This window comes from Sphingobacterium sp. WOUb80 (assembly GCF_050058145.1).
Taxonomy (GTDB): domain Bacteria; phylum Bacteroidota; class Bacteroidia; order Sphingobacteriales; family Sphingobacteriaceae; genus Sphingobacterium.
Window position 1 is genome coordinate 4,940,688 of record NZ_CP165617.1, and the last position, 13,684, is coordinate 4,954,371.

The 13,684-nt window shown below is 37.4% G+C and carries 14 protein-coding genes; 4 read left to right on the plus strand and 10 right to left on the minus strand.

Annotated features, from left to right (window positions below; genetic code table 11):
* Nucleotides 1–3 precede the first annotated feature (3 nt).
* The 4 genes from AB1Z56_RS20495 to AB1Z56_RS20510 all read right to left on the minus strand — a co-directional run bounded on the left by AB1Z56_RS20495 (nt 4) and on the right by AB1Z56_RS20510 (nt 2,499).
* Nucleotides 4–528, minus strand: a complete 525-nt coding sequence (locus tag AB1Z56_RS20495; RefSeq protein WP_046673195.1) for a glucosaminidase domain-containing protein — start codon at nt 526–528, stop codon at nt 4–6.
* A gap of 22 nt (nt 529–550) precedes the next feature.
* Nucleotides 551–1,186: an O-methyltransferase gene (locus tag AB1Z56_RS20500; RefSeq protein WP_201668886.1), complete on the minus strand. Its 636-nt coding sequence runs from the start codon at nt 1,184–1,186 to the stop codon at nt 551–553.
* Nucleotides 1,187–1,427: 241 nt separating this feature from the next.
* Nucleotides 1,428–2,057 carry a GTP cyclohydrolase I FolE gene (gene folE / locus AB1Z56_RS20505; RefSeq protein WP_312340055.1) on the minus strand — a complete coding sequence of 210 codons (630 nt, stop codon included), beginning with the start codon at nt 2,055–2,057 and terminating at the stop codon, nt 1,428–1,430.
* Between the two features lie 28 nt (nt 2,058–2,085).
* Nucleotides 2,086–2,499: a 6-pyruvoyl trahydropterin synthase family protein gene (locus tag AB1Z56_RS20510; RefSeq protein ID WP_313264928.1), complete on the minus strand. Its 414-nt coding sequence runs from the start codon at nt 2,497–2,499 to the stop codon at nt 2,086–2,088.
* A 585-nt stretch (nt 2,500–3,084) separates the two neighbouring features.
* Here AB1Z56_RS20510 and mqnB point away from each other — a divergent pair.
* The 3 genes from mqnB (at nt 3,085) to AB1Z56_RS20525 (ending at nt 5,701) form a co-directional block, all read left to right on the plus strand.
* Nucleotides 3,085–3,726: a futalosine hydrolase gene (gene mqnB / locus AB1Z56_RS20515; RefSeq protein WP_426789982.1), complete on the plus strand. Its 642-nt coding sequence runs from the start codon at nt 3,085–3,087 to the stop codon at nt 3,724–3,726.
* Nucleotides 3,727–3,849: 123 nt separating this feature from the next.
* Complete coding sequence (locus AB1Z56_RS20520; protein ID WP_046673190.1) at nt 3,850–4,836, plus strand: pyruvate dehydrogenase complex E1 component subunit beta; 987 nt, start codon at nt 3,850–3,852, stop codon at nt 4,834–4,836.
* A 109-nt stretch (nt 4,837–4,945) separates the two neighbouring features.
* Nucleotides 4,946–5,701 carry a DUF6263 family protein gene (locus AB1Z56_RS20525; protein WP_313264923.1) on the plus strand — a complete coding sequence of 252 codons (756 nt, stop codon included), beginning with the start codon at nt 4,946–4,948 and terminating at the stop codon, nt 5,699–5,701.
* Nucleotides 5,702–5,766: 65 nt separating this feature from the next.
* On the opposite strand, the gene gcvH is transcribed toward AB1Z56_RS20525, so the two are convergent.
* Nucleotides 5,767–6,147 carry a glycine cleavage system protein GcvH gene (gene gcvH, locus AB1Z56_RS20530; RefSeq protein ID WP_046673188.1) on the minus strand — a complete coding sequence of 127 codons (381 nt, stop codon included), beginning with the start codon at nt 6,145–6,147 and terminating at the stop codon, nt 5,767–5,769.
* Nucleotides 6,148–6,247: 100 nt separating this feature from the next.
* Between gcvH and AB1Z56_RS20535 the strand changes: the two genes are divergently transcribed.
* Nucleotides 6,248–7,444: an anhydro-N-acetylmuramic acid kinase gene (locus AB1Z56_RS20535; RefSeq protein ID WP_426789983.1), complete on the plus strand. Its 1,197-nt coding sequence runs from the start codon at nt 6,248–6,250 to the stop codon at nt 7,442–7,444.
* Here AB1Z56_RS20535 and AB1Z56_RS20540 read toward each other — a convergent pair whose 3' ends face one another.
* From AB1Z56_RS20540 to AB1Z56_RS20560, 5 genes are all read right to left on the minus strand, one after another.
* Nucleotides 7,445–8,116, minus strand: a complete 672-nt coding sequence (locus AB1Z56_RS20540; protein WP_426789984.1) for a DUF2461 domain-containing protein — start codon at nt 8,114–8,116, stop codon at nt 7,445–7,447.
* Between the two features lie 7 nt (nt 8,117–8,123).
* Nucleotides 8,124–8,924: a phosphatidate cytidylyltransferase gene (locus tag AB1Z56_RS20545; protein ID WP_426789985.1), complete on the minus strand. Its 801-nt coding sequence runs from the start codon at nt 8,922–8,924 to the stop codon at nt 8,124–8,126.
* Nucleotides 8,925–8,927: 3 nt separating this feature from the next.
* Nucleotides 8,928–9,137 (minus strand): DUF2007 domain-containing protein, encoded by a 210-nt coding sequence (locus tag AB1Z56_RS20550; RefSeq protein WP_426789986.1) that lies wholly within the window; start codon nt 9,135–9,137, stop codon nt 8,928–8,930.
* Nucleotides 9,112–10,035, minus strand: a complete 924-nt coding sequence (locus AB1Z56_RS20555) for a CPBP family intramembrane glutamic endopeptidase (RefSeq protein WP_426789987.1) — start codon at nt 10,033–10,035, stop codon at nt 9,112–9,114. The genes AB1Z56_RS20550 and AB1Z56_RS20555 overlap by 26 nt, the downstream gene beginning before the upstream one ends.
* Nucleotides 10,036–10,273: 238 nt before the next feature.
* Nucleotides 10,274–13,591: a S41 family peptidase gene (locus AB1Z56_RS20560; protein ID WP_426789988.1), complete on the minus strand. Its 3,318-nt coding sequence runs from the start codon at nt 13,589–13,591 to the stop codon at nt 10,274–10,276.
* Nucleotides 13,592–13,684 lie beyond the last annotated feature (93 nt).

Consider the following 13,684-nt stretch of genomic DNA (forward strand, 5'->3'; position numbering starts at 1 on the left):
CGCTTATTTTTTTGTTGACGAGAATCTATTTTGCTTAGCATCATTATCAAACATATCCAAATGATATTGTCTAATAGTAGCGAGTACTTTTGCTGTCCAACCTTTACTCGTCGAGTAACCGGAACGAGCAATCGCTTTTACCCAAGCTTCGTATTTTTCACCAGGATGTTTTTCAAAAAGGCTTTGGGTAGTCTTTTTTCTTTTTACTATTCCTACAAAATCGTCATACGAGTCCATTACAGACCGATAACCTTTGTAAGCTGACCGAATAACGGTACTGTTGTTTTTTCCTTTGACACCAAAATGGTTATTCAAATTTTTTGCTACCCTGCTACCACCATTTCCGCTTTCATGCATGGCGATCGCTAAGATAACCGATGCTGGAACACCGTGTTCCTCCATCATTTCTTTTGCTATTGGACTGTACTTATCGACATATGCCGCATTACTTTGAGCTGAAACTTTTGTTAATCCAAAAGTTCCCAAAGCTAGTAACAGTACAAAGCTTTTTAATTGTTTTAAATTCATGAAGAATGTTTTAGTTCACAAATTACTTCTTGCGCAAGGCAAAAAGTCCGTCTCGAATCGGTAATATTACCTTTTCTACGCGCTTGTCCTGAGCTAAACGTGCATTCAAATCAATGATCTGCTTTGTTTGGTTGTCTGGTTTTGAATCTAACACCTTACCTTTCCATAAGACATTGTCAATCAAAATAAGTCCCCCAGACGGAACTTGATTTATTATCGTTTCGAAATAATATAAATTTCTCTTTTTGTCCGCATCGATAAATACCAAATCAAATGTTTCATCTAATGTAGGTAATATTACCGCTGCATCTCCAATATGATATCTAATTTTATCTGCAAATGCCGATTCATCAAAATACCCCTGGACGCGTTCCTGTTGCTCTGCATTGATATCGATAGTATGTAATATCCCATCTTCTTGCAGCCCTTCTGCCAGACATAATGTTGCATATCCCGTAAACGTTCCTATCTCCAAGATACGTTTCGGAGCAACCAATTTACTCAATAAAGAAAGAACTCTTCCCTGGTAGTGTCCAGATAACATATGGGGCATTGTTTCCTTCAAATATGTCTCCCGATTTACCCTTTTCAGTAACGAATTTTCCTCGTCTGTAGTATGTTCCAAATAGGACTCTAAATCGTCGGCAACAATTTCCATAACCACAAAGGTACCAAAAAACTTTTTTATGATAAAAACTTTTTTTTACAAAAACCTGAATACCAATTAAATACAATTAACCTTTTGTAAAGAGCATTTTTTGGAAATCGCGTCAGATGCGTAAAAAAGCGATATTGCCATTTTTTGATTTTTTATTTTGTTTCCAAATTTTATTAAAAAAATAGCCCACTAAAAGATGATATTTTAGTGGGCTGTTATTTATTATTAAACAACAAATATATTAAGCAAGATCAGCAGTGATCAAGCGTAAAAATTCGGATCTTGTGACATCATTTTGAAATGCTCCAGTAAATGCAGAGGTAGTGGTTACAGAATTCTGTTTCTGCACACCACGCATCGCCATGCACATGTGTTTACATTCCATGACCACAGCTACTCCACGAGCACCCAAAGTTTCTTGAATACAATCTCTGATCTCATTGGTAAGACGTTCCTGAACCTGCAGACGACGCGCAAAAATATCAACGACACGTGGTATTTTGCTTAAACCTACAATATGACCATTGGGAATATATGCGATATGTGCTTTACCAAAGAAAGGTAACATATGGTGCTCACAAAGAGAATATACTTCAATATCCTTAACGACGACCATTTGACTATAGTCCTCCTCAAACATAGCCCCTCGCAATACCTCAGCAGCATCGATATCATACCCATGTGTCAAAAATTGCAATGCCTTTGCAACACGTTCTGGCGTTTTCACCAAACCTTCCCGTTTTGGGTCTTCCCCCAGACACTCCAATATATCTGTATAATGAGCAGCGATGCGATCTACCTTTTCAGTATTGTATTTGTCGATCTTAATATATCCATCCAACTCTTCGTTGTCAAATGAGTTTTGACTCATAGTTTCTACTATTTAAATGTATTAAAGATTAATCGCCAAAATATTCGACGTAATTATTTTCTGTTTCATGCAAACGAACACTATGCAAGACCACTCCTTGTTCATCAAACAGCGGTTTTAAGATCTTGAATATTTCGATTGCGATATTTTCCGTAGAAGCCATGACGCCTTTCATAAAATCAACATCTAAATTGAAATTACGGTGATCGACTTTGTCAATGATACTACGATTGATTATTTCTTTCATGATCTTTAAATCGATCAAAAAGCCAGTCTCCGGATTGACCTTTCCTTTAACTGTTACATAAAGATCATAATTGTGTCCATGCCAATTTGGGTTGGAACAGAGACCAAATACCTGCTCATTCTGCTCTTTACTCCAATCTTCACGATAGAGTTTGTGCGCGGCACAAAAACGTTCACGACGAGTTATAAATACCATAATGATACAAAGATAAGGCTTTAGCTGCAATTTTAACATTTCCTTTTAACGAATGCCGTCAGAATATAGTAATATAATTAATGCGACGGCCTTTTGTTATTAAACTAGGATAGAATTTCCTTATTCTTAGCCGCAACGAGATTTAGAGAATGAATTTGCTATAAGATTTTGTAGCGAAAGATTGGATGCACCTTGTTGAGAAATCCGTACCAGATAATGCAGTCATCTTAGTATTATTTTCTTTAACTTTTAGATAGGGTTTACTTAGGGTTAGTTTAGGGTTTAGTTAGGGTTTGTTTAGGTTAAACCTAAATTATACCTAACTAAACTCTAAACTAAGAGTATATAAAAGCTAAGCTAATATTTAAGAAGGTGATAGCTATTTATGACGTCTAAGAGGACAAAAAAGGTACAGTTCGGACGCTATGATTGAAGAGGGTATCGTTAGCAAAAAATCAGTTAACTTTATTATTATAATCAAGCTCAGATTTTTAAGCAGGACTAATTGCAGGCAGTATATTTTTATTCTAAAAAGAGGTTTGCGTGCAAGATAATTTGTAATTTTCCTTCAAAAACGAGCTCGTCATGCAAATATTAGTTATTGCGGCTACTTCATTTGAATTGCAGCCTTTTCTGGAAGTGGCGTCAAATTACGGTCAATGCGATACCTTAGTCACGGGTGTAGGCATGGTCGCCACAGCCTTTGAACTAGGAAGAGTGCTGCACGAAAAAAAATACGATCTCCTCATTAATATAGGGATCGGGGGATGTTTGGATCGTCATTTTGAAATAGGCTCGGTTGTTCAGGTCGTTTCGGAATCATTTGTTGAACTAGGCGCGGAAGACGGTCATAATTTTATTCCAATAGATCAATTGGGCTACGGAAAATCTAAATTTACCTCGTGTTTACTGAATGACAAGGAGCTTAGGCTTCCTTTTCTAAAACAGGGGGAAGGAATTACCGTAAACAAAGTCCATGGTAGCACAGAAAGTATCGAAAAAATTCAAAAACTGCATCCCGATAGCCTTGTTGAAAGTATGGAGGGAGCTGCTGTTTTCTATGCTGCCGACAAAATGACAGTTCCAGTGATCGAGATTCGTGGTATTTCGAATTACGTGGAGAAAAGGAACCGTGCCACGTGGAACATTCCATTAGCGATAATGAATAGTAATAAGGCACTTATAAAAACATTGGAATATCTGAACAACTTATATTCAAAAATTTAATACAAAAGTCATTTACTTATTAAAAAATGACATAAAACTATAGAATTAGCGAGTTCAAATCTTCAAAATATCAATTTTAAATAGTAGATTTGTAATCTAAAAATTGACACTATTTTACAACTGATGAGAGAAATACAATTCAGAGAAGCACTTCGTGAAGCAATGAACGAAGAAATGCGTAAAGACGACAAAATATTTTTATTAGGAGAAGAAGTTGCGGAGTATAACGGAGCTTACAAAGTAAGCCAGGGTATGCTTGATGAATTCGGTGCAAAGCGTATCATTGATACACCTATTGCTGAACTTGGTTTTGCTGGTATTGCTGTTGGTGCTGCAATGAATGGTTTGAAGCCAATTGTTGAATTCATGACATTCAACTTCTCACTTGTTGCAATTGACCAAGTAATCAATGCGGCAGCTAAAATTCACTCCATGAGTGGTGGACAGTTCTCAATTCCAATGGTCTTCCGTGGTCCTACAGGAAATGCGGGTCAGCTTGCAGCACAACACTCTCAAAACTTTGAGAACTGGTTTGCAAATACACCAGGTTTAAAAGTTGTGGTTCCTTCAAACCCATATGAAGCTAAAGGTTTATTGAAATCAGCTATTATCGATCCAGATCCTGTTATCTTCATGGAATCTGAGGTAATGTATGGTGATAAAGGGCAAGTTCCTGAAGAAGAATATTACTTGGAAATCGGAAAAGCTAATATTATCCAAGAAGGTACAGATGTAACTGTTGTATCTTTTGGTAAAATGCTTCCTCGCGTTGTCATTCCTGCAGTTGAAGAATTGAAAAAAGAAGGTATCAGCGTTGAATTAATTGACTTGCGTTCGGTACGTCCTATCGATTACCCTACAATCATCGCGTCTGTTAAGAAAACAAACCGTTTGGTAATCGTGGAAGAGGCATGGCCATTGGCGTCTATTTCTACGGATTTAGCATTCAATGTACAACGTAACGCATTTGATTATTTAGATGCCCCTGTAATCCGCGTAAATTGTGCAGATGTACCACTTCCTTATGCTCCAACATTAATCGAAGCCGCTTTACCTAGCGTTGAGAAAGTTGTTAAAGCCGTGAAAGAAGTATCTTATATCAAGAAGTAATATAAATTACATTCTTAAAAAATTAAAATCCCTTTTACTGAGTAAAAGGGATTTTTTTTATATTTAAGCTGGCCGATTGTTGCTTATTAAAAAAATTAAAATTCCATATATGAAAAAATTAAGAATTGCCTCTTTGATGGCTGTATTTGCATTTCTAGTGATATCTGCTTCCGCACAAAAGAAATACACACTACGTGTAAATCCTGATTCAGGGAAAAAAATATCGCAAAACCTTGTGATGACCATGGATATTGACGCTGCTGGCCAAAAAATGGTTACAGACCTTAATATGGGATTTGATATCACCAATACAACGAAAAAAGACAACATTTTCGCGTTTGACCTTAAATATACCGGAATCAACATGAAAATGAATATGGCAGGAATGGATATGACATACGACTCTAAAAACCCCGAGGCTAATGAATTTTCCAAACAGATGCACGCTACTTTAGGCAAGCTACTCGAAAATAGCATTAGCTTTAATGTTGATCAACTTGGCAAATCTTCGGATATCAAGTTACCTGAGGGTATTAACATGCCGTTTGATAAAAGTATGTTCGAAAATATAAGTACCGTATTACCTGAACAGCCAATTAAAATAGGTGATTCTTGGACATCCAAAACTGAATCAGATGACTCAGGCATTTCGGTGGAAAGCAAAATGACTTTAGTAGAAGCAAATGAGCTCGGCTATAAAGTAAATGTTGAAGGAAAAATGTTCGGCCCAGATACAAATCAGGTAGGCAACGTGCAAGGTTTCTATATTTTGGATAAAAAGACCTGTCTTACCAAAATGACAGAAATGACCAGTGATGTAGATATGCCTGAAGCAAAAATAAAAACTACATTAAAAAGCCAATAAACCAATAGAAATAAAAACAAAATAGGGGCTTTTTAGCCCCTATTTTGTTTTTTATATGCATTAAATTATGCGTTGATCTCTTCTTTGTATTGATCAGCAGATAACAGAGCATCTACATCAGCAGCATTGTTCAATTTAATACGAACAATCCAACCTTCACCGTAAGGATCAGAATTGACCAATTCAGGAGATGCATCAATCGCTTCATTAACCGATAAAATTGTAGCTGATACAGGTAAAAACAAATCAGAAACTGTTTTTACGGCTTCAATTGTACCGAAAACTTCATTAGCGGCTACTTCCTCACCTACAGTGTTTATGTCAACAAAAACGATGTCACCCAATTCACGTTGAGCGAAATCGGTAATCCCTACAACTGCTTCATCACCTTCAACACGAATCCATTCGTGATCTTTGGTGTATTTCAATTCTGCTGGAAAATTCATTGTATTTAATTTTTTGATTTTTAATGCCGTGAAGTTACAAAATATCTTTAATTGTCAAAAATGATATTCATCATAACATTTTTGTGTTTATTTTTAAGCTATGAATCCTCAAATCGAAAGACTTTACCAAATTTCACAAAAGAAAGAACGTCGCATCATTGGCCTTATGTCCGGAACTTCTCTAGATGGTCTCGATATCGCAATATGCCGCATAGAAAATGCAGGTAAGACAACAAAAATACAGTTAGAGCATTTCACTACAATGGATTATGAGGATGATTTCAGAGCACGAGTCCGTGAAGTTTTTGCAAAACGAAATATCGACCAACAATTATTTTCGGGACTGAATGCTTATATTGGAGTCACGCATGCCAAATTAATCAATAAAGCATTACAACAATGGAATATATCAAGCAACGAGATTGATTGTATAGCCAGCCATGGACAAACCGTCTACCATGCTCCTCAATCGTTGACCAAAGATCTCAACTGGCCCAACAGCACTTTACAAATTGGAGATGGAGATCATACCGCGGTAGATACAGGTATCATAACCCTATCTGACTTTAGGCAGAAACATATTGCCGCAGGAGGAGAAGGGGCACCTTTGGCTGCTTACGGAGACTTCCTGCTTTTCTCACACCCCACAGAAAATCGCTTCTTGCTGAATATTGGTGGTATTTCCAATTTCACATTTATCCCAAGCCATCAAACAAAATTAAAGGCATATGCAACAGATCTCGGTCCAGGCAATACAATGATGAACCAATACATGAAGGCTAATTTTAATCAGGAGATGGATAGAGATGCCTATATGGCCAAAAAGGGACAAGTAAATGATGCGCTATTGAATCAATTATTAACAGAAGAATTTCTAACACTGCCCTTTCCAAAAACCACCGGGCCAGAACTATTTAATTTGACCTATCTTGAAAAGGCGCAAGATAATACGAATACAACCGATCTATCCCATAAAGATGTCATGGCAACCCTGAATCGCTTTGCTGCTCAAGCAATGGTTAATGGAATTCGCAGACAGACTGAAGGTCTAACCGATGTCGCCGTATATATCAGCGGCGGAGGTCTACACAACCCTTTGCTGTTTGATTACATCAAAACAAGTTTACCGACAATTAAGGTACAAAGTTTTGCAACATTAGGTATAGATCCAGACGCCAAAGAGGCCGTCCTCTTTGCTTTGTTAGCAAATGAAACTTTGGTAGGCAACAAATCCAATGTAGCGCAAATTAAAGATTCGCCCGCTATCTGTATGGGCAAAATCAGCTTACCCGAATAATTATTCTGTATCGATGGCTTCTTGTAAAAATTCCTTAAAAGGAAGCATAGTTTTATAGGAAGTCACGATATTATCCAGTGCATTTTTCGCCGATAACTCCTTTATTGTTAAAGCCCTATCCAACACAAAACTCTTCAATTTGATCAAGTCAATAAACGGATTATCCTCACTATAACCTGCAGGCGCACGCTTCAGTAAATCTTCTTTGAAAAGTGCAATATTACTGCCTGTCAATACCGTTTTTAAAATTTCATCCAATTTATTACCACTGTAATCAATTTCTTGTCTTATTGCCTCTAAATGTTGCTTTTCTGGACGCCAATATCCACAGGCAATAAATGAATTTTCTGCTCCAATATGAATATAGTACTCTGGTCCCTGCAACTTTCTTCCATCAACTGAAATTCCTGCCCCAAACCAACTTTTATAAGGTGTTTTATCATTTGAAAAGCGTGTATCACGATAAATACGAAACAAACATTTACTAGCCTGTATGGAGGTATTAATTTTAGGGTCAAACTCACTCAATGCCGCAATTAAATCCGTTAAAAAACTTCTCACATCAGCCAATGCAGCTTCATATTTCCCTCTGTTATCGGCAAACCATTCCCTAGAATTATTAGCTTTCAATTCCGTTAAAAAATCAAATGTAGATTTTTGAATGTGACTCATAATACAATCAATTGATTAAAATTAAGAAAACATAGACCATTGGTGCCGCTAATAACAACCCATCAAATCTATCTAAAAAACCACCATGTCCAGGCAATATATTTCCGGAATCCTTGACATGTAAGCTCCGTTTCAACATAGACTCTACCAAATCCCCCAATGTTCCTACAATACTGATAATTGCTGCAATACTGATCCATTGCCAAAGCGGAAGATAACCGAAATATTTTTCCAGATTTATAGCTGCAACAATAGCCAAAATCAAGCCACCAAAAAAACCTTCCCATGTTTTCTTTGGCGATATTCGTTCGAATAGTTTACGCTTTCCGAAGCTTCGTCCAGCCAGATATGCCCCAGTATCATTTGTCCACAATAAAATCAAGAAGCCCAAAGGCAGGACATAATTAAAATTTCCTTGGATAAAACCTAATTTGGAAAATAGGAAAAAAGGTAGGGTAACATAGGCTATTCCCAAAAAAGTATAGGCAATATCATTAAAAGGAAAAGCTCTCTTCTGAAAAAGTGAAATAATATAAGTCGCACTTATAAACGGAATAATCAGTGCTAAAAATTTTACCGCAAGCAGATCCATCGAAATTAAGGATCCCAAAACAAACAGTACCAAGGCCAGGGCGATACCAATCACTTTATTTGGAGCGCGTTCTTCGGATGAAACTATTCCATAGAATTCATAAAGACACCAGGTACTTAGTAATGTAAAAAATACGGAATATACATAAGCGCCCAAAAGAGTGGAAGCGATCATAACAGCGACAAAGATAACTCCGGTTATTGCTCTAGTTTTCATGTCTTAAAGTCCCCTTTCCGCTTCCTCAATCAATCTTTCGGCTAGGTCAGTAGATCCTTCACTGACGTAGAGTTCAATTTTCCCAAATAAATAGGAAGAATCTTGTTTATTTAACGCGACAGCCGGAACACCATTCTCCTCCAGCATTTGTTTGACTATCTCGGCCTGAATAGCATTCGTATATGTTTTAATTTTTTTCCAATCGTTCTCCATTGTTTTCTTTTTGCGTTGATCGATAAAATAAGAATACAAAAATAACAGTAAAAATGAAGCCTACAAGATATATCCACCAAGATTGTAACTCAAACGAATTGAGTTCATCGTAATTTTTTCCTTGTCTTGCATAATAGAATGACATCACTGTAGCTCCAGCATTATTCACAAAATGCCCAAAGATGGGTAGCAGGATATTTTTACTCCATAAATAAAGGTAGCCAAAAAATGCCCCTAACAGCATACGGGGGATAAATCCAAAAAATTGCAAATGTATTGCGCTAAAAATTATCGCGACAATCCATATAATAAGATGTGGGTTTCCCAGCCATCTCCCAACGATATTCTGCAAAACACCACGAAACAGTAACTCTTCTCCTATAGCAGGAATCAATGCCAGTACAATTATGTTGAACAGAAAACCAACAATATTTGATTCCATGATAATACCGCGAACCAGATCCCCCGAATCTTTCTCACTTTGCTCCATCCAACGTTGTACAGATTGCATATTATCGGGTAACTGTAATGATTCATTCCAGTGGCCGATCAGACTCATCAAAGGCATAAAAGCGAGCATAGCAAAAAAAACATAGGCAAACTGCGCCATGTTAGGTCTATAGCTGCATTGGAAATATTTAATTCCATAGCCTTCATACATATTCATCAAATAGGCTGGAATTACAAAAGAACCTAAACTACTCATTAACAACAATAACCGCATCTCATTGGCAGAACCATTCATAATGACCCCTATAGAAAACACCTGTCCAGTCATCTTATAATAAAAGAACAGCAGGATAATATAGAAAACTTGTGATACAAACGTAAAACCAATGATCATTAAGATCAAACGTAACAAAGATTGAAAGGGGGAAGTAGTCTGTTCGGGAAGCATAGTTATTAAATATCAGTTAAAGATAACAATAAAAGCAAGATTTATTGGAGTCGTAGCACGCAATCAAATTTTATCGCTTCGTTTTTACCAGCATAGTGACAACTAGCGATATGATCCAATTACCGTAAAAACTCCACTGGATGTGCTCGATCATCTCGGATATGGATACGTTTACTACAGAATATGATCAAAAAAAGGGCTTGGGAAAAATCCAAAGCCCTTTTATATGTAGGCTTTCCTAATTCACCCGAATAGGATCGGCCGGTTTTTGTAGATTTTTATACGGATATGTTTTCATTTCTTCTAACAATATTTTCACCGTTCTTTCAAGCTGTGGATCTCGGCCTTCCAAAAGATCTTTAGGCAATTGTTCGATAAATACATCAGGAGCGACCCCTTCATTTTCGATAATCCAATTTCCTTTTAGGTCATAGACACCGAAGTTTGGTGAAGTAATACGACCTCCATCCAACAATGGAGGATAGCCACTGATACCAACTAAGATTCCCATTGTTGTACGACCTACCAATTTGCCTAGTCCTTTAAAACGGAACATATAAGGCATCATATCTCCACCGGATCCAGCATTTTCATTAATAATCATAGCTTTCGGCCCATAAATGCCATTGCCAGGTGTCGTAAATCCTTTACCATCACGAATTCCCCAACCAGAAATCAATTCGCGGGATAGGAGATCAATTACATAATCAGCAACCCAACCACCACCATTATTTCTTTCATCCATTAGAAGGGCCTTTTTATCCATCTGAGCGAAATAATAACGATTGAAATAGGTGTATCCTTCAGGACCTGTATTCGGCATGTACACGTAGGCTATTTGACCATTACTCAATTCGTTTACTTTTTTACGGTTACGTTCGACCCACTCCATGCTCCGCAAACTCATTTCATCACTAAATGAAATAGGTTTAACGATCACTTCACGCGCTCCGACCAACGAAGGTTTTGAATTGATCTTTAAAGTCACTTGTTTGCCAACTGTATTGTCAAATAAGCTATAAATATCTTTAGCCTCTGTCAATTCTGTACCATTAACTGCAACAATATAGTCTCCTTCTTTTATGTTTAATCCCGGTTCAGCCAATGGGGCTTTGAACGATGGATTCCATTCAAGACGCGTAAACAATTTCGCGATCTGATAATAACCATTCTTTAGCGTATAATCTGCTCCCAACACACCAACTGAAACTGATGGCGTAGAAGGTTGATCTCCTGGATAGATATAATTGTGTCCCACGACCATTTCGCCCATCATTTCGTTCAATAAATAACCAAGATCAGAACGATGGTTTACAAAAGGTAAGAATTTTTCATATTTGGTTTTCATTGCTTTCCAGTCTGCACCATGCATATTTTCTACATAGAAATAGTCTTTTTGCATTGACCAAACTTCGTTGAATACCTGTTTCCATTCGGCTGCGGGATCCACCAATTGCTGAATTCCACCTAGCTTAACTTCGCCAGCAGTAGGAGAGGCTACTTTTTGCCCAGCTGTTACAATATTGAACCCATTTCCCGTTTGATATAACATTTTTTTACCATCGGCACTAATAACAAAACTACGTGCATTCTCCACTAAGGTCTTATTTTCAAGATCCTTAAAATCATATGCACCGATTGTTCCACCACGTTGATAAGTCAATTGATTCGGGACCAAACCATTTAAATTCCAGTAAGGACCGGCTGGCAAAGGGAGAGCAACAATTCGATTCTCTATACGATCAAAGTCTACCTGAATAGATTTATCAACCGGCTTGCTTGCAACTGACTCTTCCTTCTTATCCTTTTTAGGAGCCTTTTTATCATTCTCTTTTACACGTTCCTTTTTACTATTTTCTCCCTCTTCTTTTTTATCAACTTTATCTTCGCGGATTTGCTCATCATCACTATCGTTTTTAAAGAATGATGGTGTTTTGCTCGACAGAATAAAAGCATAAACGGCATAATCTACGTTCCGCTGTACAGCAGACATATGTAAACCAGAATTTGTCAGCCCTGTATTTGTACTCGCCGTGAAAAATAAATATTTACCATCTTGCGAAAATGCAGTACTGCGGGCAGAGCTCATACCATCCGTAATTTGCTGAGTTTTCTTTGTATCTAAGTTATACATGAACACAGCAGGTGCACCGTTTTCCAATGTACGTATAAAGGATATCCATTTTGAATCTGGAGACCAACTTGGTTGGAAATGATTGGATACACGGCCGGTCTGACCACTTAATTTGTCATCGGCGACTTTAACAACAGTCTTGGAAGCAATATCAATATAGTACAGATTAAGATGCGCATCATTGTAAAAAAGCTTCTTTGAATCTGGCGACCAAGTCGGTTCAAAATAGAAATTAGTTTCCCCCAAATTAAAGTATAAGGGCTGATCTTTTCCGAATTGATCCATCAGTACCAACTGATAGGATCCATTTTTATCTGAGATATATGAAACCCATTTACCATTAGGAGACCAATCTGGAAAACGCTCATGAGAGCCTGGTGAATTTGACAGATTTCGGGCTTCTCCTTTTTCCTTTGGTACGGTAAAGATCTCCCCACGTGCTTCAAATAACGCTCGCTGACCTGTAGGAGACAATGTAGCATAACGTATATCGTCCTTGATATCTTTATAATAAGGTCTTTTATACATGACATCTGTATGCACAGTGATGTGCAAAGGAGTAATTTTATTTCCGTTTAGATTCAGTGTATTCAATACTCCAGCATATTCAAAAATCAAATCAGTCCCATTCCCATTCAGCGAACGCACATCATAATCTTTGAAATCTGTTAGTTTTTCAACCTTTTTAGTTTTGGTATCGTAGCTAAAAATATTGACAATTTTATCGCGGTCAGATAGGAAATAAACCTTCGTTCCCAACCATAATGGCTTAACATCATTACTTTTAACATTCGGAATAGTCTCGATTTCTTTTGTTTTCGTATCGAAGATCCAAATAGTCGGCATACCGCCACCACGATAACGTTTAAAGGCTACACGGTCTCTTTCGGTAGGGTCAGTATTCTTGATATAGGCCCAATAACGACCATCTGCAGAAGGACTGCCCTGCGTGGCTTCAGGCATCATCAGTGCCTTGTCCATTCCCGACATTTGTATATTGGAACTATATAATCGCGGACTTAAAGCATAGGTAAAATCACGGGATGTCGTATAATATACTTCATCATTGTTAAGCCATCCACGTAACACATCCGAAGATGGATGATAAGTTATACGTTTTGGTTCACCTCCTGCTACAGGAATTACATAGACATCCGTATTTCCGTCATAATTTCCCGTAAATGCAACGTTCTTACCATCCGGAGAAAACATCGGGTTTTGCTCTACTCCTGGATTTGTCGTAAGACGTCTTGGATTCGCTCCGTTTTTGTCGGCAATCCAGATATCTCCACCATAAACAAAAGCGATATTAGCAGCGCTTATACTTGGATTTCGAAGTAATAGGGTTTCTTGCGCTTTTGTCTGCAGAAAGGTTGTTCCGAGCAAAAAGGCTGCAATTAACTTGAAATGAATTTTATTCATAAACGTTTAAAGGTTAAAATTACCACTCACAAAACTACAGATTTGTGAACTGGACCTAGTTAGTATATCAACAAAGTTGCATAAAAAAAATCA

Coding starts and splice junctions, on each gene's coding strand:
- AB1Z56_RS20560 (WP_426789988.1), bottom strand. CDS start 13,591: ATGAATAAAATTCATTTCAAGTTAATTGCAGCCTTTTTGCTCGGAACA.
- AB1Z56_RS20495 (WP_046673195.1), bottom strand. CDS start 528: ATGAATTTAAAACAATTAAAAAGCTTTGTACTGTTACTAGCTTTGGGA.
- folE (WP_312340055.1), bottom strand. CDS start 2,057: ATGAGTCAAAACTCATTTGACAACGAAGAGTTGGATGGATATATTAAG.
- AB1Z56_RS20500 (WP_201668886.1), bottom strand. CDS start 1,186: ATGGAAATTGTTGCCGACGATTTAGAGTCCTATTTGGAACATACTACA.
- AB1Z56_RS20540 (WP_426789984.1), bottom strand. CDS start 8,116: ATGAGTCACATTCAAAAATCTACATTTGATTTTTTAACGGAATTGAAA.
- AB1Z56_RS20520 (WP_046673190.1), top strand. CDS start 3,850: ATGAGAGAAATACAATTCAGAGAAGCACTTCGTGAAGCAATGAACGAA.
- gcvH (WP_046673188.1), bottom strand. CDS start 6,147: ATGAATTTTCCAGCAGAATTGAAATACACCAAAGATCACGAATGGATT.
- AB1Z56_RS20550 (WP_426789986.1), bottom strand. CDS start 9,137: ATGGAGAACGATTGGAAAAAAATTAAAACATATACGAATGCTATTCAG.
- AB1Z56_RS20510 (WP_313264928.1), bottom strand. CDS start 2,499: ATGGTATTTATAACTCGTCGTGAACGTTTTTGTGCCGCGCACAAACTC.
- AB1Z56_RS20545 (WP_426789985.1), bottom strand. CDS start 8,924: ATGAAAACTAGAGCAATAACCGGAGTTATCTTTGTCGCTGTTATGATC.
- AB1Z56_RS20525 (WP_313264923.1), top strand. CDS start 4,946: ATGAAAAAATTAAGAATTGCCTCTTTGATGGCTGTATTTGCATTTCTA.
- AB1Z56_RS20555 (WP_426789987.1), bottom strand. CDS start 10,035: ATGCTTCCCGAACAGACTACTTCCCCCTTTCAATCTTTGTTACGTTTG.
- mqnB (WP_426789982.1), top strand. CDS start 3,085: ATGCAAATATTAGTTATTGCGGCTACTTCATTTGAATTGCAGCCTTTT.
- AB1Z56_RS20535 (WP_426789983.1), top strand. CDS start 6,248: ATGAATCCTCAAATCGAAAGACTTTACCAAATTTCACAAAAGAAAGAA.